Below are 18,638 nucleotides of genomic sequence, written 5' to 3' on the forward strand. Positions count from 1 at the left end.
CGCCCGGCCGGACGGTACGTCAGGTAAAGTACAACGTGTATGGCAATGAGTAAAACGATGACTGCATCTTTCTCGGAGGAGCCTCGATGACCAGCCAGGACGAGACGACGCCACGGCCCCGCCGAGGGCTCGCCGAGAAGCGTCAGGCCATCACCCGGGCCGCCCGTACGGTCTTTGGTCGCGACGGCTACACCCGCGCCGGCATCGACGCCATCGCGGCGGAGGCCGGGGTCTCCACCCGGACCATCTACAACCACTTCGCGGGCAAGGAACTGCTCTTCCAGACCGTCGTCCAGGAGAGCGCGGGGCAGGTCAGGGACGCCCACCTGGAGGTCATCGGGCGCACCCTGGCCAAGGTCACCGACCTGGAGGCGGACTTCACCGCCCTCGGCCTGGCCTGGGTGAGCGCGCTCACGGAGTTCGCCGACCACTTCGCGCTGGTCCGGCAGATCAACGCCGAGGCCGGACATCTGCCGAAGGCCCTGCTGGACGCCTGGCAGCAGACCGGGCCGCGCCGGGCCATGGCCGAACTCGGCAGCCGGTTCGGCGAGTTGGCCGCTCAGGGCCTCCTGGACGCGCCCGACCCGGCGCGCGCCGCCCAGCACTTCGTGCTGCTGACCGGGACCGAGGTCACCCAGCGCTCGTACTGGGGCGCGCATCCGCTCACCGGGCAGGAGACGACGGAGATCATCACGGCCGGCGTACAGGCGTTCCTGCGCGCCTATGCCGCGCGCCCGGCGCACTGACTGCCACGCGCTGACGGCCGCGCGCCGACGACCCGCATACCGACGACCGCACGCCGACGACCGCACGCCGACGACCGGCGCCCGGGCATGCCCGAGGCGCCGCCCCCGACCGGTGGGAGCGGCGCCTCGGGCCGGAGCCTTCGAGCCTTACTGGCCGTTCTTCTCCAGGGTGAACTTCCAGGCGTCGGCGACGATGTCGTCCAGGTTCGGACGACGCGGGGTCCAGCCCAGCGCCTGGTGGGCGCGCTCGGCGGAGGCCACCAGCACGGCCGGGTCGCCGGCCCGGCGGCCGGAGGTCACCACCGGGATCTCCCGGCCGGTGACCCGCTTGACCGACTCGATCACCTCGCGCACCGAGAAGCCGCTGCCGTTGCCCAGGTTGCAGATCAGGTGCTCGCCCGGCTTGGCCGCGTCCAGCGCCAGCAGGTGCGCCTCGGCCAGGTCGGCGACGTGGATGTAGTCGCGGATGCAGGTGCCGTCCGCGGTCGGGTAGTCGTCGCCGTACACCGCGATGTGCTCGCGCTGCCCGAGGGCGGCCTGGAAGACCAGCGGGATCAGGTGCGACTCGGGATCGTGCCGCTCGCCGTACGCGCCGTACGCGCCGGCCACGTTGAAGTAGCGCAGCGAGACGGCGGCCAGGCCGTGGGCGACGGCCTCACTGGTGATCAGGTGGTCGACGGCCAGCTTGGTGGCACCGTAGGTGTTGGTCGGCGAGGTGCGGGCGGTCTCGGCGATCGGGACGACCTCCGGCTCGCCGTACACGGCGGCGGTGGAGGAGAACACCAGCTTGCGCACACCGGCCTTGCGCATCGCGGCGACCAGCTCCAGCGAGCCGGCCACGTTGTTGCGCCAGTACTTCTCCGGGTCCGCGACCGACTCGCCGACCTGCGAGGAGGCGGCGAAGTGCAGCACCCCGTCGAAGGAGCCGTCCAGCACCTCGCCGGCGTCCTGAATGCGTCCGGACACGAACTCGGCCCCGGCCGGCACGCCCTCGCGGAAGCCGGTGGAGAGGTCGTCCAGGACGGTCACCTGGTGTCCCGCCTCCAGCAGGTGGGCGGCGACCACACTGCCGACATAGCCGGCGCCACCCGTGACCAGGTACTTACTCATGATGAGACCTCCAGCGGGCGATGGTCCGCCGCCTCGGCGGGCCATCGGTGACGTACGTACGACTGGGGCCTATTCTCCCTGGCCGCCGGGGGTGCTCCGGACCACCCGGGAGCCCTTTCCGGACCATCCGGCCGCGACCGTCCGCCGGGCCCGGCCGCCGCCGGAACCGCCCGCTCAGCCCTGGGCCATCCGCTCCAGCAGCCCGGTCCTGGCCGCGACCGCCGCCGCCTCCAGCCGGGTGCGCGCGCCGAGCTTCATCAGCACCCGCTGGACGTGGGTCCGGGCGGTGCTGGCGGCGATCCGCATCCCGGCCGCGATCGCCGCGGTGTCCTCGCCGTCCGCGATCCGGGCCAGTACCTGGACCTCACGGCGGGTCAGCAGCCGCAGCAGCCGGACGGCTTCGTCGTCCGGCTCGGCGGCCGGTCTCAGCAACTGGTCGAAGGCGCCCCGCAGGACGTCCACCGCGACCGCCGCCTCGCCCGCCCGGGCCCGGGCGATGGCCCGCTCGACCACCTCGATCCGCTCGTCGCTGGGCACGTAGCCCGCCGCCCCGGCCGCGAACGCGCCTGCCACACCGCGCAGTTCACCGACCGGCCCGAGCACGATGACGGCCACCTCGGGCCGCTCCCGGCGGATCCGGCGCAGCCCGTCGAAGGCGCCGGGTTCGGCCGGACCGGTTACCCCGAGCAGACACACCTCGGGTCGACGGCCGGCCACCAGGTCGGCGGCCGCGCCGGCCGGCGAGCCCACCGCGAGCACTCGGTGGCCGCGCAGCTGGAGCGCGGCGGCCAGCGCCTCGGCCAGCAGCCGGTGGTCGTCGACCACCACGAGTCGAACGCCCATGACGCCCTCCAGGTCGGGGTCCGGCCCGCGTCCACGCCCGTTGGGGCGGGCGGCCGATGACGCACCATCACAGCGCATTCCGGGCCCGGCCCGCTAGGCCGCGTCACGCCCCCGTACACCCCGACGCCGGTGCGGGGACACGAAAAAGACCCTCGCCGTTGGGCGAGGGCCTTTCACTTGAGCCCCCATGCGGAATCGAACCGCAGACCTTCTCCTTACCATGGAGACGCTCTACCGACTGAGCTATAGGGGCGAACCGGTCGAACAAGGAAGACATTACACGGCTGGCGGGCCAGAAGGGAAATCGGCTCCGGCCGGCCGCACCGGCCTCAGCCGTCGGCGTGCGCCCGGTCGAACTCCTCGCGGGCGGCGAGCATCAACTCGGTGTGCTCCTCGGCCCAGCGCCCGAGCGGCGCCACCAGCACGGCCAGTTCACGGCCGAGCGGCAACAGGTCGTAGACCACGCGCGGCGGCGTCTCGGGGTGCACCGTACGACGCACCAGGCCGTTCCGCTCCAGGGTGCGCAGCGACTGGGTGAGCATCTTGCGACTGACCCCGTCGACCGCGCGCTGCAGTTCGGAGAAGCGCTGCGGGCCGAGTTCGCCGAGGCTCATCAGGATCAGCATCGACCACTTGTCCGCCAGCTCCGCGAACATGGCCCGGCTCGGACAGAGCTGAGCGAAGACATCGAGCTCATGGGCCCGCTCCGGCCCGGCCGGGGAGCGCTCCTGCGTCGTCATGCCCTCCAGGGTAACGGGGAAGGTCTCCGATCCACCCTTGGTAACCAATAGAGACTTGGTCTATATTGGAGACCGTCGGGAGGCCGGGAACGCCGCCCCTTCCGGCCTGCCCTTCGAGCTTTCTCCCGTGCCCCCATCCCTCCCTCCCAGGAGCGCCCACGCCATGACCGCCACCCGCCCGACCGTCGCCATCGCCTTCCACTCCGGCTACGGCCACACCGCCGTCATCGCCGAGGCCGTGGCCCGCGGCGCCGCCGCCACCGGCGCCGAGGTCGTCTCGGTCGCCGTCGACACCATCACCGACGAGCAGTGGGCCCAGCTGGACGCCGCCGACGCGATCGTCTTCGGCTCACCCACCTACATGGGCACCGCCTCCGGCGCCTTCCACGCCTTCGCCGAGGCCAGCAGCAAGCGCTGGTTCGGCGACGCCTGGCTGGACAAGGTCGCCGCCGGCTTCACCAACTCCGCCTCCAAGAGCGGTGACAAGGCCGGCACCCTGGGCTTCTTCCAGACCCTGGCCTTCCAGCACGGCATGAGCTGGGTCAGCCTCGGCCTCAAGCCCGGCTGGAACTCCAGCACCGGCACCGAGAACGACCTCAACCGCCTCGGCTTCTTCGCCGGTGCCACCGCCTCCACCCCCTCCGACCTCGGCGCCGACGCCGTGCACAAGGCCGACATCGCCACCGCCGAGCACCTCGGCGAGCGGGTCGCCAAGCACACCGCCGTCCTGCTGGCCGGCCGCGCCGCCCTGGCCGCCCAGGCCGCCTGAGCCCGGTCGCCCCACCCGCGTCACGCCGCCGGATCCGCCCCCAGCACGGGCGCCCGGCGGCGTCCGCCGTCCACCCCGACAGCCCCGAGCTCCGCACCGCTGGTCTCCGGCAGCAGCCGCAGACAGAGCAGCGCCACCGCCCCCAGCCCCGCCAGATACCAGCCGACCGGCTCCGCCGTCCCGTACGCCTCGGTCAGCCTGGTCGCGATCAACGGGGTGGTCGCCCCGCCCACCACACCGCCGAGGTTGTACGTCAGCGCCGCCCCCGTGTAGCGCACCCTGGTCGGGAACAGCTCCGGCAGGAACGCCGCCACCGGCCCCAGCAGACACCCCAGCACCACCATCGCCCCCGCCAGGGCCAGGAACATCAGTGGCCTGCGCACCGTCTCCAGCAGCGGGAACAGCACCAGCGACCAGGCCATCGCGAGCCCCGTCGCCATCTGCAGGGTGCGCCGGCGCCCCCACTGGTCACTGCGCCGTGCGCTCACCCAGACCGTCACCCCCTTCCCTGCGGCGCCCACCAGCAGCATCGACAGCAGCATCGTGCTCGGCACCCCGAGCCCCGTCGTCGCGTACGCCAGCGCGTACGTGGTGGTCAGATAGAACAACGCGTACCCCACGGTGATCGCGCCGCAGCCGATCAGCACCGTCCGCCAGTGCCCGCGCAACACCTCCACCACCGGCGGTCGGCCCCGCTCCTCCCCTGCCCGGAACAACGGCGTCTCCTCGATCCGCAGCCGGACGAACAGCCCCACCGCCACCAGCACCAACGACGCCAGAAACGGCACCCGCCAGCCCCAGGCTGCGAACGCCCTCTCGTCCAGCACCAGTTGCAGCACCAGGAACACCCCGTTCGCCAGCACGAACCCGCTGACCGGCCCGAGCTGCAGAAACGCCCCGTACCGCCCGCGCCGCCCGGCCGGCGCGTTCTCCGCGATCAGCAGCGCCGCCCCGCCCCACTCCCCGCCCAGCCCCACGCCCTGGCACACCCGCAGCACCACAAGCGCCACCGGCGACCACCACCCCCACACCTCGTACCCCGGCATCAGCCCCACCGCGGCCGTCGACAGCCCCATCAGCAGCAGCGACACCACCAGCATCCGCTTCCGCCCCAGCCGGTCCCCGAAGTGCCCGAACACCACCGCCCCCAGCGGCCGCGCCAGAAACGCCACCGCGTACACCGAGAACGCCGCCAACAGCGCCCCCACCCTGCCCAGTTCGGGAAAGAACACCCCGCCGAAGACGAGCGCCGCCGCCGTCCCGTAGAGAAAGAAGTCGTAGAACTCGATCGCCGTACCGATCAGCGCCGCGGCCGCCGCTCGCCGCAACTGGGCCGCCCGCCGGGCTTCCTGCGTATCCATACCGCCACCCTGACGACCCCCCGGCCCCACTGACAGCACCCACCCGGGTGACACCGGCGCACACCCCCACCCCGCACGCCCACCTCACGCACCCACGCGCACATCAGCCCACCGCGCCCCGGCTCCCCCGCCGGCCATCGACATCCACATCCGACGACCGGCTTCCCCTACCGCCACCGCGTGCACGGATCACCGCCCGACCACCGCCTACCGGGCAGCGGCCCGCCTCCGCACCACGAAGAACACCACCCCGGCCACCAGCACCAACCCGACAACCACCGCCACCACCAGCGGCACCACACTCCCGGAGCCGGACACCCCATCAGCCTCCGGCCGCACGGCAGGCGACCCCACCGGCGTACTGTCCTCGGTCGGCGCCGCCCCCGACCCAGCCGATGCGGCCGCCGAGGGCGTCTCGGCCTGGGACGGAACCACTGAGGCCGATGCGCCCGAAGGCGCTCCAGCCGACTGCTCCGAAATCGGGTTCACATCCGCCGGCCCCGGATCCCCCGGCTCCGTCAAAGCGACTCGGGGCCGGACGATCCCGTACCCAACAGCGTCATTCCGGCTCGACCCATCCGTCGGCTTACCAGCAGTGTTGACAAGGACACGTGCAATCTGATTACCAGTCCAATCGGGATGCACTGCCCAGACCAGTGCCGCAGACGCAGACACAAGTGCCGTGGCGTCGGACGTGCCATGTCCCTTGCAGTAACCAGAATTCGCGGTACAGGCGTTGTAGATCTCAATTCCTGGTGCGGTTAGATCAACCTGCGCCCCCTGCTCGGATTCTGCCGTGGCGAGTCCGTCTCGGTCCACGGCGCCAACCCCAACAACGCCGGGAAGCGCCGCTGGATACTGCACCGGGTTGCCCGATTGAGCAGAGTTCCCGACACCCGCCACCACCAGAGCACCCTTCGTGCTCGCGTGCGCCACGGCGGCCTTGAGACTCGCGATGTCGTCGGCCGATACCCGCACTGCGGATGTCGCCTGGGAAATACTGATGACCTTGGCGCCCTGATCGGCCGCGTAGACGATCCCCTGGCCGATTTGGTTGAGGAATTCCGCGGAACTCACTCCGGCAGCGTTGTCATTGTTCTTGATTTTGATTGGGAGAACCTTGGCCCCCGGCGCCAGACCATAAGCCCCATTGCCATTCAGCCCTTTTCCGGAGCCCACGACAAGGGCAGCCATCTCAGTGCCATGGCTTTCGGTATAGGCACCGACACCACCCGGGAGCCCGCTGAAGTCCTTACCTGGCAGCAATTGCCCCACCAGGTCTGGGTGGTCCAGCTTGAAGCCACTGTCGATCACCGCGACCGTGACACCTTGGCCTTTGCTGATCTTCCATATGTCCGACACCTTCATGGCATCGAGATGCCACTGCTGTTCACGAATCGAATCGGCCGCTGCGGCAGGAACTGCCGCCGGACCGACGACCACAGCCGTTACCAAGGACGCCACGGCGAAACGTCGCCCACGCACCCGCACGCCAGTCCGCCGCATCACAACTCCCTCGTCAGTCTCCCCGTCAGCCGAGGACCGCGCCCCGGACGGATCTGCCCGGCCACCGGGACGGACCCAATGGCCGGGCAGTTGTTCCACAACTACTCAATCACGCCCGGATTGCTCTGCGGAGTACCGCTGGTCCAGGTTTCCTCGTCCTCGTGCAGGTAGTCGGCCCGCTTACGACGGTCGCGCTCGTTCTTGCCCGCGCCACCCGCCATGCCGGGGCTCATCATGCCGTTCTGGCCCGAACGGGCTCCGCCCTCAGCTCCCGCGGCGGCGCCGGCCCGATTGCGCAGGCCGGTGCCGCCGGGCGTGAACTCGCCACCGACAACCGGGCCCTTGCGCCCGCCGACGGTGCCGCCGCTGGTCGAGGTCAGACCGCGCCCGCGCGCGCTGCCACCCGAGCCGCCGGCACCGTGGCCGCCCATGCCCGGGTGCATACCGCCACCCATACCGCCCGCGCCCCCCATGCCACCGGCCGCTCCGGACCGGCCCGCCTGGGCCTCGCGCGCACCGAAGACCGTTCCACCACCGGTCGGCCCCGGGGCCCCGCCCTTCGCAGGCAGAGCGCCCCCACCGAAACTGCCGGCCCGGCTCGAAATCGAACCACCGCCGCCGCCCTTCGCCGGGACCGACCCGCCTCCGCCGGGTCCAAAGCCTCCGAGAGGAAGCGAACCACCGCCCGGATACCCACCGTCTGCGCCCGGGCCGCCAGGGAAACCGGGGCTGCCACCCGGACCGCTCGGAGGCAGGCTGCCGCCACCACCCGGCACGACCGGACCGGTCTGCCCAGGCAAAGTCGGCACGGACGGCAGGCTGTTGAGGTCGGTGCCGGGACGGTCGGTCGGGTACCAGGGCTGCGGCGACGGCCCGGGGACACCGGGGTCGTGCGGCAGCGACGGCGGCCCGTTGTGCGGCGGAACCGAGTCGATGTGACCCGACCCGTCGGACCCCTGTGGACCCGGCGCAGGCAGGTGAGGGGGAACCGACCCGCCGCTGTAGCCGCCGCCGGACGGGGTGTAGCTCCCACCACTGCCACTACCGCTGCCGCCCGTACGAGGAGTGCGAACGGTACCGCCGGAGCCGGTACTGCCGCCACCGCCGGGAGAGACCTCCTGGCTTCCGCCAATACCGCTGCCGTCGCCTGGCGCCCCCGGCAGGGTCGGCAGCTTCAGCCCGTTCAGTTTGGTCGTCGCCGCCTCGTACGCCTGCCCCAGTTTCTCCATCTGGTGGATGGCCTCCTGGTGCGCCGCCTCGACCCGCTTCTGAGCCGCCTGTGCCTCCGTCGCGGTGACCCAGTTGTGGTTGACCCGCTTCATGATGTCGTCGACGGACGGGGTCGTAGTGGCGCTCCCGAAGCCGTACACGGCCTGCTGAGTTGGCGTCACGTTCGGGCATGGCTGAGTGTTGCGCTTGTCGACCGTCGCGATGTCGGTCTTCGGCACCTCGGGTACGCCGGTCTTGGCGGTGCTGAGCGCCTCGCCGGCCTGGACCATGGCCTCGCCGGCGCCCTTCGAGTACTCGCTGATCATGGCGGCCGACTTGTTCAGGTTGCCCGCCCAGGTCTTGAAGTTGTCGGCGGCCGGCCCCTCCCACTGGATCTGGCCGAGGTGGGCGGCCAGAGCCCGGCTCAGGTCGTCCAGGACCCGACTCGCGGCCTTGAGCTGGTTGCCCCGGCTCGTGACCTTGGACGGATCGGTGTTGGCGACCATGGCCTTGAGATTGCCGTGCTCGAACCCTTCGAATTTCGTTCCGCCTGCCATCACTTACTCCCCGTTTTGCTGAGACTCTCTCCCCGGCCCACCATCAGTACGTACCGCCAACGCCACCCTGCCCCGGCGCCGGCCCGTTCGGTCCGGCCGCCGGGGTGTAGCTGCCGGCGTTCTTGGCGACGGTCTTCGCGGCGGCGGTCTGGTGCTCCTCGTTGGTCCCGTAGTTGCCCGCCGTCCGGGCCACCGCTTCGCTCATCTTCGCGATCTGATCGGCGAAGTCCTTCGAGAGCTGGGCGATCGCCGCGTGCGTTTTCTCGTAGGCCGCCATCAGGTCGGAGGACTCGGTGAACCCCGTCCCGAAGTTCCCCGGTGTCAGCTTCTGTTCCTGGATCTTGTGCTGTGCCGCGTCCGAGCCCTCCAGGGACGCCAGCAGCGCGTCGACCTTCTTCTTGAAGTTCGTCAGCGTGTCCAGCTCGATCTTGACGTCATTGGACCCGAACGCCGTCACCAGGGCGCTGGCGCTGACGTCGGTCTGGACCTGGCTGACCACTCTGCCGATCCAACTGTCATTGAGCGACCACGGCTTCACCTCGCCGTTGGGCCCGTCCGCCCAGCCCGCGCCGCCCGGTCCAGCCTCGCCAGCCACCGCAATCCACCTCTCCCCCGCGCGCGGGGGCGCCCCCTGGGCCGCCGCACCGCGACACACCGTCAACTTCTCGGTCGTACCGTCCTGCTCGGCGAACCGACCGTCCCGTGGGACGGTCGTCGCCCCGGCCATCGTAGTCATCACCTCTGTCGCACCGGCAGGGCCCATGGCACGACCGGGCGCGATCGGTACGAACTTGACACGCGCCCCGGGCCGGGGGCTCGACCCGGGCCCGGACCACCCCGGGAATGCCGGGCGCCGGCCGGTAGACTGGCTGGGCCCGGTTCGACCGGGTACGACCTCATCTGCCGCGCAATGTCGCACAGCAGCGACCCCCGCCATCGTTCACCCGCACGGGGCGGGCCCAGCAGCGGAACGGACGTGATCACGTGCCTCCCGGGCAGCCCAGCACCCCCGGCCCCAGCACCCCCGGCCCGAGCCCCCGCCGGAGCGCCCCCTGGTGGGCCCGCGCCGCCCGCCCCGCCCGGCCGCCGCTTCCGCTGGCGCTGATGCTGCGCGCGGCGGTCGGCATGGCCGTCCCGCTGACGGCCGGCCTGCTCGCCCACCGCCTGGACCTCGGCGTCTTCGCCGGCCTCGGGGCGATGCACGCGACCATGAACGACCGCATCGAGCCGACCCGCCTGCGCGCCCCCAGGATCGCCTCCGCCGTCCTCGCCTCCGCGCTCGGCATGCTGATCGGGATGTCGCTCCAGGAGTTCCGGGCCGGCGCACTCACCCTCGGCGCGGCGCTCACCGTGACGGCCTTCGCCTCCGGCGCGCTGAGCGCCACCGGGCCGCGCGGGTCCGCGGCCGGGATGCTCCTGCTGGTCTCCGCGGCGCTGGGCAGTGGCATGCCGATGGCCCGCCCCTGGTGGGCGGCGCCGCCGATGATGCTGGTGGGGGCGGCGTTCGTGGTCCTGCTCGGTCTGCCGCACCGGAGCTACCGCCGTCCTCGCGGGGATCCGCGCAACCGCGCCCTCGCGGCCGCGTACGACGCGCTCGGGCGCACCCTGGCCGACCTCGGCACACCGCGGGGCGCGGCCTCCCGCCAGGTTCTGACGGCCCGTCTGAACCAGCTCCAGGATCTTCTCCCCCCGCCCCACCCCCGGGTCCCCGAGTCCCCCCGCACCGTCCGGCTCCGCCGGATGTACGAGGCCGCGCTGGCCGCCACCGAGGCGGCGAGCGGGCTGCTCTGGGCCAGGCGGCCCGTCCCGCCGGAGGTCGCCGCGGTCCCCGGCCTGCTGGCCCGCGCGGTGGAGCGCGGCGGCGGCGAGGTGGCGGTGCCCGACTGGCAGCCCGACACGCCGTCCCGGCAGGCCCTGGACGTGGCGCTGCGCGCCGCCGCCGAGACCGTCGCCGGCCGGGAGGCCGTGCTCGGCACCGCGCCGCCCCCGCCGCCCGACCCCTGGCGGCTGCGGGTCCGGCTGCTCTCCCGCGGCTCGGTCCGGTACGGCCTGCGGGTGGCGCTGTGCATCGCGGTCGGCTCGGCGGCCACCGCGGCCTACCCGCTCAGCAAGAGCTACTGGGTGCCGATGACGATCGCGTTCGTCCTCAAGCCGGATCTCGGCTCGGTCTTCCTGCGCGCGGTCAGCCGCTCGATCGGCACCGTGCTGGGGGTGGCGGTGACGGCGGCCGTCCTCTCGCTCACCACCGACGAGTGGGCGCTGACCGCGATCGCCGCGTTCTGCGTGGCCCTGCTGCCGTACGCCACGGCGGCGCACTACGGCCTGAACACCGTCGTCATGACGCCGATGGCGCTGATCCTGCTGCAGCTCGGCGGGCAGAGCAGCGCGGCCGAGTTCTGGCCCAGGGTGCTGGACACCTCGCTGGCCAGTGCCATCGTGCTGCTCTTCGGCTATCTGCTCTGGCCGGAGCGCACGCGCCACCGGATCGAGCCCCGTCTGGTGGCCGCGACGACCGCCCTCCAGGCCTATCTCTCCTCGGTGGCGGGGCTCACCCGGGACGCACCGGCGGGCGGGCCCGCCCGCCCCGGTCCGCGGCAGCCCGTCGCCGAGGTCTGGTTGCGCCGCACCGCCTACCGCGCGCTGGCGGAAGCCCACCGGGAGGTGCAGCAGGGGCTCACCGAGCCGCCGCCCACCGGCCGGCTGGCCGAGCAGTGGCTGCCGGCGACGGTCGCGCTGGAGCGCCTCAGCGGCGCGGTGGCGGCGTACGCGGCGCAGATCCGCTACGGCGGACGGGTGCCCGACCCGGCCGAGGTGGCCCGGGTCCGGCAGGCGCTGGACGAGCTCACCGCGGCCGCCCGGGAGCACCGCCCGCCGGCCGGTCCCGCGGTCCGCCCGACCAGGCCGCACGACCCGACGCGCAGCGCGCTGGGCCGTGCGGCGGACGAGCTGGAGACCCTGCTGGGCAGCGGCTGAACCGGGTCAGACCTGCTCGGCCAGCTCCAGCCAGCCCATCTCCAGCTCCTCCTTCTCGCCCCGGACGGCGCGCAGTTGCGCGTCCAGCTCCGCGACCTTGGAGAAGTCGGCGGCGTGCTCGGCGAGTTGGGCGTGCAGCTTGGCCTCCTTCTCGTCCAGCTTGGCGATCTGCCGCTCCAGCTTCTGCATCTCCTTCTTGGCCGCCCGCACGTCCCCGGCCGACATCGCCGGGGCCCCGGCCGGCGCTCCGGCGGAGTCCGCGGCGGAGGCGGACGAAGCGGCGGAGGCGGCAGAGGCGGCGGCCGCCGCCATCCGCGCCCGCCGCTCCAGGTACTCGTCGACGCCGTTCGGCAGCATCCGCAGCTTCTTGTCGCCGAGCAGCGCGTGCACCACGTCGGTCGTCCGCTCGATGAAGAACCGGTCGTGGCTGATCACGACCATGGAGCCGGGCCAGCCGTCGAGCAGGTCCTCCAGCTGGTTGAGCGTCTCGATGTCGAGGTCGTTGGTCGGCTCGTCCAGGAACAGCACGTTCGGCTCGTCCATCAGCAGCCGCAGCAGCTGGAGCCGGCGCCGCTCGCCACCGGAGAGGTCACCGACCGGCGTCCACTGCTTGTCCTTGCCGAAGCCGAACTGCTCGCAGAGCTGCCCGGCGCTCATCTCCCGGCCCTTGCCGAGGTCGACGCGGCTGCGCACCTGCTCGACCGCCTGCAGCACCCGGGTCGTCGGCTCCAGTTCGGCGACCTCCTGGGAGAGGTAGGCCAGCCGCACCGTCTTGCCGACCTTGATCACACCGGAGGCGGGCTGCACGTCGCCCTCGGAGGCGTAGGCGTCCCGCATCGCGCGCAGCAGCGAGGTCTTGCCGGCGCCGTTGACCCCGAGCAGGCCGATCCGGTCGCCGGGGCCGAGCTGCCAGGTGAGGTTCTCCAGCAGCAGCTTGGGGCCAGCCTTGACGGTGACGTCCTCCAGCTCGAAGACCGTCCGGCCCAGCCGGGCGTTGGCGAACTTCATCAGCTCGCTCTTGTCGCGCGGGTCCGGCACGTCGGCGATCAGGGCGTTGGCGGCCTCGATCCGGTAGCGCGGCTTGGAGGTCCGGGCGGGGGCGCCGCGGCGCAGCCAGGCGAGCTCCTTGCGGGCCAGGTTCTGGCGCTTCTGCTCCTCGACGGCCTCGATCCGGGAGCGCTCGGCACGGGCGAAGACGTAGTCGGAGTAGCCGCCCTCGTACTCGTGCACCGAGCCGTGCTGGACGTCCCACATCCGGGTGCAGACCTGGTCGAGGAACCAGCGGTCGTGGGTGACGCAGACGAGCGCGGAGCGGCGGCCCTGGAGGTGCTTGGCGAGCCAGGCGATGCCCTCGACGTCGAGGTGGTTGGTGGGCTCGTCGAGGACGATCAGGTCCGGCGCGCCGAGGAGCAGCTTGGCGAGGGCGATCCGGCGGCGCTCGCCGCCGGAGAGCGGGCCGATGACGGTGTCCAGGCCGTCGGCGAAGCCGGGCAGGTCGAGGCCGCCGAAGAGGCCTTCGATGATGTCTCGGATCCGGGCGTCGCCGAGCCACTCGTGGTCGGCCCGGTCGGCGATCACCTCGTGCCGGATGGTGGCCTGGGGGTCGAGCGAGTCGTGCTGGGTGAGGACGGCCAGCTGGAGCCCGCCGGAGTGGGTGATCCGCCCGCCGTCCGGCTCCTCCAGCTTGGCGAGCATCCGGATCAGGGTGGTCTTGCCGTCCCCGTTGCGTCCGACGACGCCGATCCGGTCCCCTTCGCTGACGCCGAGGCTGACCCCGTCCAGAAGGGCGCGGGTGCCGTAGACCTTCGTGACGGACTCGATGGTGGCGAGGTTGACGGCCACGTGTGCTGCGCTCCTGGGTTCGGCGGTCTCGGGGCTGGCCCGAAATCTCGGGGTGGACCCCGATCCTTCCCAGCCTAATGCGCCGACCCGGGCCCCCTGCCCCGCCGGACGCCGGGCCCCTGCCCGGCACCGGTCACGCCCGTACCGGGCCGCCCTGACAAGCCGCCCGCCCCACCCCGACGAGCCGCCCGGAACGGCCCTGGGCTCCCGTTACGCCGGGACGCCCGCCCCCGCCACCGGCCCGTAGGTGGCGTGCGCCGTACGGCACGCACCGGACGCGCGCAGGGCCTCGGCGACGGCGGCCGCCGAGTCGGCGTCCTTGGTGAGGAAGGCGCAGGTCGGGCCGGAGCCGGAGACCAGGGCGCCGATCGCACCGGCCTCGGTGCCGGCCCGCAGGGTGTCGGCGAGCGCGGGGCGCAGCGAGAGGGCGGCCTGCTGGAGGTCGTTGGCGAGCGCGGCGGCCAGGGCGACGGCGTCGCCGTCGGCGAGGGCGGCGAGCAGCGCGGGGTCGGCGTCGGGGGTGGGCACCTCGGTGTCGGTGGAGCCGGTGCCGGCCTCGTCGCGGAGGCGGTCGCACTCGCGGAAGACGGCGGGGGTGGAGAGCCCGCCGTCGGCGACGGCGAAGACCCAGTGGAACGTCCCGCCGACGGGCAGCGGCTCCAGGATCTCGCCGCGTCCCCGGCCGAGGGCGACGCCGCCGACCAGCGCGAACGGTACGTCGGAGCCGAGTTCGGCGGCGAGTTCCAGCAGGGTCTCGAAGGGGGTCCGCAGGCCCCAGAGGGCGTCGCAGGCGACCAGCGCCGCCGCGCCGTCGGCGCTGCCGCCGGCCATGCCGCCGGCCACCGGGATGGCCTTGGCGATGTGCAGGCGGACGTCGGGGGCGGCCAGTCCGTGGTGGGCGGCGAGCAGCCGGGCGGCGCGGGCGGCGAGGTTGCTGTCGTCGAGCGGGACGGCGGCCGCGTCGGGGCCGGAGCAGCTGAGGGTGACGCCCTCGCCGGGGGTGGCCGCGGTGGCCGTCACCTCGTCGCCGAGGGCGACGGCGAAGAAGACGTTCGCCAGGTCGTGGTAGCCGTCGGCCCGCAGTCCGCCGACCCCCAGCTGGACGTTGACCTTGGCGGGGACTCGTACCGTGATCACTGCTGCTCCGTCTTCTCCGACTGATCGGCCTGATCGGCCTGCTCCGTCCGGCCCGCCGCACCCGCCGATCCCGCCGGCTTCTGCTCGGCGATGGCGGCGAACTGCTCCACCGTCAGCATCTCGCCGCGCAGCTTGTGGTCGATCCCGGCGGCGGCGAGCGCCTGCTCGGCCGCGGCCGGGGAGCCGGCCCAGCCGGCCAGCGCGGCGCGCAGGGTCTTGCGTCGCTGGGCGAACGCGGCGTCGACGACCGCGAAGACCTCCTCGCGGCTGGCGGTGGTGCGCGGCGGGTCGCGGCGGATCAGCGAGACCAGCCCGGAGTCGACGTTGGGCGCGGGCCAGAACACGTTGCGCCCGATGGCGCCGGCCCGCTTCACCTCCGCGTACCAGTTGGCCTTGACCGACGGGACGCCGTACACCTTGTTCCCCGGCTTGGCCGCGAGCCGGTCGGCGACCTCGCTCTGCACCATCACCAGGGTGCGTTCGATGCTGGGGAAGGTGGCGAGCATGTGCAGCAGCACCGGCACGGCCACGTTGTAGGGCAGGTTGGCGACCAGCGCGGTCGGCGCCGGGCCGGGCAGCTCGGTGACGTCCATCGCGTCGCTGAACACGAGGTCGAAGGCGTCGGCCTTGCCGGGCAGCCGGGCGGCGACGGTGTCCGGCAGGTGGCGCGCCAGGACGGGGTCGATCTCGACGGCGGTGACGTGCTCGGCGACCTCCAGCAGCGCCAGCGTCAGCGACCCGAGTCCGGGTCCGACCTCGACCACCGCGTCCTCGCCCGTCACGTCCGCGGCCCGGACGATCCGCCGTACGGTGTTGGCGTCGGTGACGAAGTTCTGCCCGCGCTGCTTGGTCGGCTTCACGCCGAACGCGGCCGCCAGCTCCCGGATGTCGGCGCCGCCCAGCAGGGCGGCCCCTCCGGCCGGGGGCTGCGGGAGGCTGTCAGGGGTGGGATCGGTGGTGCTCACGCGCCAAGGATACGGGCGCGGCGGGCGCTCAGAGTTCGACGACCGCCGCGAGGTCGATCTCCACGGGGTACGGCCACGGAGGTGCGCAGCACCCCTTCGTGCCGGGCGACGGGCAGATAGACGCCCTTCTCCTCGTCCCGGTGGAACTCATGGACGACGGCTCGGCGGCCATCGCCACCTCCCCCACCGCACTCATGCCAACCAGCCTTACAGCGCCACGAGAGTGCCGAACCGTTTCCCCTGAACCGAATATTCGTGCGACCCGCTCAGTAGCCGAAGGCCCTGGCCGTGTTCGCCGCGATCGCCGTCGCGAGTTCGTCCTCGTGCAGGCCGAGCGTCCCGGCCATCGAGCGGACCGTGACCGGGATCAGGTACGGCGCGTTGGGCCGGCCCCGGTAGGGGTGGGGGGTGAGGAAGGGCGCGTCGGTCTCGACCAGGACGCGGTCGAGCGGGGTGGCGACGAGGGCGTCCCGCAGCGGCTGGTTGGCCTTGAAGGTGACCGGGCCGGCGAAGGAGAGGTACCAGCCGTGCTCGGCGCAGATCCTGGCCATCGCGGCGTCGCCGGAGTAGCAGTGGAAGACCGTCCGCTCGGGGGCGCCCTCCTCCAGCAGGACGGCGATGACGTCCTCGTGGGCGTCCCGGTCGTGGATCACCAGGGCCTTGCCGTGCCGCTTGGCCATCGCGATGTGGCGGCGGAACGACTCCTTCTGGATCTCCACGCCCTCCGGGCCGGTGCGGAAGTAGTCGAGGCCGGTCTCGCCGACCGCGACGACCTGCGGCAGCGCGGCGAGCGCGTCGATCTCGGCGAGGGCCGCGTCGAGCGCGGCCTGCCCGCCGGCCGGGCGCTGCTGCCCGGACCAGCCGTCGGGGTCGCCGAGGTAGATCCGGGGCGCCTCGTTGGGGTGCAGGGCGACGGCCGCGTGCACCTGCCCGAACTCGGCCGCGAGGTCGGCGGCCCAGCGGGAGCCGGGCACGTCGCAGCCCACCTGGACGACGGTGGCGACCCCCACCGAGGCGGCCTTGGCGAGGCCCTCGGCGGGGGTGCCGGACTGCATGTCCAGGTGGGTGTGCGAGTCGGCCACCGCCACCGCCAGCGGGGCGGGCAGCGGCGGTGGGGTCGACCGGTCGTCCGTCTTGGCCATCAGGAGGCGGACTTCTCTTCCAGGCGGGGGAACAGGATGTCGCCCTTGGTGACTGTGGCGCCGACGGGCAGCCGGCCCCAGTCCGCGACGGTGGCGACGGTCTGGCCGGCCAGCTCGCCGAGGCCCGCGTCGGCCGCGCCCAGCGAGGCCCAGAGCTTCTCGGCGGTGCTCGGCATCACCGGGTTGAGCAGGACGGCGGTGGCCCGCAGCGCCTCGGCGGCGGTGTAGAGGATGGTCGCGAGGCGCGCCCGGCCCTCCGCCGAGTCGTCCTTGGCGACCTTCCAGGGCTCCTGCTCGGTGAGGTAGCCGTTGACCTGCTTGACGAACTCGAAGATCGCCGCGAGGCCGCCGGCGAAGTCCAGCTCCTCACCGATCTTCCGGTCGGCGGTCGCCGCGGCGGCGGTGAGCCCGTCCGCGACGGCCTGCTCGGCGTCGCCGTGGGCGGCCGAGGCCGGCAGCACGCCGTCGAAGTACTTGCCGACCATGGCGGCGACCCGCGAGGCGAGGTTGCCGAAGTCGTTGGCGAGCTCGGAGGTGTACCGGGCGGTGAAGTCCTCCCAGGAGAAGGAGCCGTCCGTGCCGAACGGGATCGCCCGCAGGAAGTAGTAGCGGTACGCGTCCACGCCGAAGTGCGAGGTCAGGTCGGTGGGCGCGATGCCGGTCAGGTTGGACTTGGACATCTTCTCGCCGCCGACCATCAGCCAGCCGTTGGCGACGATCCGCTTGGGCAGCGGCAGCCCGGCGGCCATCAGCATGGCCGGCCAGATCACCGCGTGGAAGCGCAGGATGTCCTTGCCCACCAGGTGGACGGAGGCGGGCCACAGCTCGGCGAACCGCTCCGGGTCGGCGCCGTAGCCGGCCGCGGTGATGTAGTTCTGCAGCGCGTCCACCCAGACGTACAGGACGTGCTTCTCGTCCCAGGGCAGCGGCACGCCCCAGTTGAAGGTGGAGCGGGAGATCGAGAGGTCCTGCAGCCCCTGCTCGACGAAGCGCAGCACCTCGTTGCGGGCCGACTCGGGGGCGATGAAGCCGGGGTTCTCGGCGTAGAACTCCAGCAGCTTCGGGCCGTACGCGGAGAGGCGGAAGAAGTAGTTCTCCTCCTCCAGCCACTCGACCGGCTTCTTGTGGATCGGGCAGAGCTTCTCGCCCTCGGCGGCGCCGTCCAGCAGTTCGGCGGGGAGCTTGTACTCCTCGCAGCCGACGCAGTACGGGCCGGAGTAGCCGCCCTTGTAGATCTCGCCCTTGTCGTACAGGTCCTGGACGAACTCCTGCACCCGGTCGGTGTGGCGCTGCTGGGTGGTGCGGATGAAGTCGTCGTTGGCGATCTCCAGGTGCTCCCAGAGCGGCTTCCACGCCTCCTCGACCAGCTTGTCGCACCACTCCTGCGGGCTGACGCCGTTGGCCTCGGCGGTGCGCAGGATCTTCTGGCCGTGCTCGTCGGTGCCGGTCAGGTACCAGACCTTCTCGCCGCGCTGACGGTGCCAGCGGGTGAGGACGTCGCCCGCCACGGTGGTGTACGCGTGGCCCAGGTGCGGGCGATCGTTGACGTAGTAGATCGGGGTGGAAACGTAGTACGCCGGGGTCGGGGTCCCGGTGGTGCTGTGGTCTGCAGTGGCCGCCATGGTCGGAAATCTTAGTCGCGTGCGGGGGGGGGGCGCCCCCCGGGGGGGGGGGGGCGCGCCCCCCCCCCCGCCCCCCCCCCCCCGCCCCCCCCCCCCCCCCCGGGGCCCCGCCCCCC

General features: G+C 72.7%; 15 protein-coding genes and 1 tRNA gene. 3 read left to right on the plus strand and 13 right to left on the minus strand.

What is annotated here, in order from left to right:
• Positions 1-86: 86 nt before the first annotated feature.
• Complete coding sequence (locus ACIO5D_RS07190) at positions 87-746, plus strand: TetR/AcrR family transcriptional regulator (RefSeq protein ID WP_363606972.1); 660 nt, start codon at positions 87-89, stop codon at positions 744-746.
• Positions 747-893: 147 nt separating this feature from the next.
• Here ACIO5D_RS07190 and galE read toward each other — a convergent pair whose 3' ends face one another.
• From galE to ACIO5D_RS07210, 4 genes are all read right to left on the minus strand, one after another.
• Positions 894-1,856, minus strand: coding sequence for a UDP-glucose 4-epimerase GalE (galE, locus tag ACIO5D_RS07195; RefSeq protein WP_400657000.1), 963 nt, complete (start codon positions 1,854-1,856; stop codon positions 894-896).
• 174 nt (positions 1,857-2,030) lie between these two features.
• Positions 2,031-2,699: a response regulator transcription factor gene (locus ACIO5D_RS07200; protein ID WP_363606969.1), complete on the minus strand. Its 669-nt coding sequence runs from the start codon at positions 2,697-2,699 to the stop codon at positions 2,031-2,033.
• 180 nt (positions 2,700-2,879) lie between these two features.
• A tRNA-Thr gene (locus ACIO5D_RS07205) sits at positions 2,880-2,952 on the minus strand.
• Positions 2,953-3,028: 76 nt separating this feature from the next.
• Positions 3,029-3,439, minus strand: a complete 411-nt coding sequence (locus ACIO5D_RS07210) for a winged helix-turn-helix transcriptional regulator (RefSeq protein ID WP_400657003.1) — start codon at positions 3,437-3,439, stop codon at positions 3,029-3,031.
• Between the two features lie 163 nt (positions 3,440-3,602).
• Between ACIO5D_RS07210 and ACIO5D_RS07215 the strand changes: the two genes are divergently transcribed.
• Positions 3,603-4,208, plus strand: a complete 606-nt coding sequence (locus tag ACIO5D_RS07215) for a flavodoxin family protein (RefSeq protein WP_400794198.1) — start codon at positions 3,603-3,605, stop codon at positions 4,206-4,208.
• Between the two features lie 20 nt (positions 4,209-4,228).
• Here ACIO5D_RS07215 and ACIO5D_RS07220 read toward each other — a convergent pair whose 3' ends face one another.
• The 4 genes from ACIO5D_RS07220 to ACIO5D_RS07235 all read right to left on the minus strand — a co-directional run bounded on the left by ACIO5D_RS07220 (position 4,229) and on the right by ACIO5D_RS07235 (position 9,436).
• Positions 4,229-5,569 carry an MFS transporter gene (locus ACIO5D_RS07220; protein WP_400794200.1) on the minus strand — a complete coding sequence of 447 codons (1,341 nt, stop codon included), beginning with the start codon at positions 5,567-5,569 and terminating at the stop codon, positions 4,229-4,231.
• 207 nt (positions 5,570-5,776) lie between these two features.
• A complete protein-coding gene (locus ACIO5D_RS07225) occupies positions 5,777-7,033 on the minus strand; it encodes a S8 family serine peptidase (RefSeq protein WP_400794202.1) in 1,257 nt (418 codons plus the stop codon).
• A 143-nt stretch (positions 7,034-7,176) separates the two neighbouring features.
• Positions 7,177-8,841, minus strand: a complete 1,665-nt coding sequence (locus ACIO5D_RS07230) for a WXG100 family type VII secretion target (RefSeq protein ID WP_400794204.1) — start codon at positions 8,839-8,841, stop codon at positions 7,177-7,179.
• A 43-nt stretch (positions 8,842-8,884) separates the two neighbouring features.
• Positions 8,885-9,436, minus strand: a complete 552-nt coding sequence (locus ACIO5D_RS07235; RefSeq protein WP_400657011.1) for a hypothetical protein — start codon at positions 9,434-9,436, stop codon at positions 8,885-8,887.
• A gap of 389 nt (positions 9,437-9,825) precedes the next feature.
• Here ACIO5D_RS07235 and ACIO5D_RS07240 point away from each other — a divergent pair, with 389 nt between their 5' ends.
• Complete coding sequence (locus ACIO5D_RS07240) at positions 9,826-11,814, plus strand: FUSC family protein (protein ID WP_400794206.1); 1,989 nt, start codon at positions 9,826-9,828, stop codon at positions 11,812-11,814.
• 6 nt (positions 11,815-11,820) lie between these two features.
• On the opposite strand, the gene ACIO5D_RS07245 is transcribed toward ACIO5D_RS07240, so the two are convergent.
• The 5 genes from ACIO5D_RS07245 to metG all read right to left on the minus strand — a co-directional run bounded on the left by ACIO5D_RS07245 (position 11,821) and on the right by metG (position 18,522).
• Positions 11,821-13,656 carry an ABC-F family ATP-binding cassette domain-containing protein gene (locus ACIO5D_RS07245; protein WP_400794208.1) on the minus strand — a complete coding sequence of 612 codons (1,836 nt, stop codon included), beginning with the start codon at positions 13,654-13,656 and terminating at the stop codon, positions 11,821-11,823.
• Positions 13,657-13,866: 210 nt separating this feature from the next.
• Positions 13,867-14,793: a 4-(cytidine 5'-diphospho)-2-C-methyl-D-erythritol kinase gene (locus ACIO5D_RS07250; protein WP_400761230.1), complete on the minus strand. Its 927-nt coding sequence runs from the start codon at positions 14,791-14,793 to the stop codon at positions 13,867-13,869.
• The gene (gene rsmA / locus ACIO5D_RS07255) at positions 14,790-15,758 is read right to left on the minus strand and encodes a 16S rRNA (adenine(1518)-N(6)/adenine(1519)-N(6))-dimethyltransferase RsmA (RefSeq protein ID WP_400657018.1); all 969 of its coding nucleotides are present in this window, start codon (positions 15,756-15,758) and stop codon (positions 14,790-14,792) included. Before rsmA ends, ACIO5D_RS07250 begins: the two co-directional genes overlap by 4 nt.
• Positions 15,759-16,024: 266 nt before the next feature.
• A complete protein-coding gene (locus tag ACIO5D_RS07260; RefSeq protein ID WP_400657020.1) occupies positions 16,025-16,900 on the minus strand; it encodes a TatD family hydrolase in 876 nt (291 codons plus the stop codon).
• Positions 16,900-18,522: a methionine--tRNA ligase gene (gene metG, locus ACIO5D_RS07265; protein ID WP_400761227.1), complete on the minus strand. Its 1,623-nt coding sequence runs from the start codon at positions 18,520-18,522 to the stop codon at positions 16,900-16,902. Before metG ends, ACIO5D_RS07260 begins: the two co-directional genes overlap by 1 nt.
• Positions 18,523-18,638 lie beyond the last annotated feature (116 nt).

This window comes from Kitasatospora sp. NPDC087315, assembly GCF_044744345.1.
In the GTDB taxonomy this organism is placed as follows: domain Bacteria; phylum Actinomycetota; class Actinomycetes; order Streptomycetales; family Streptomycetaceae; genus Kitasatospora.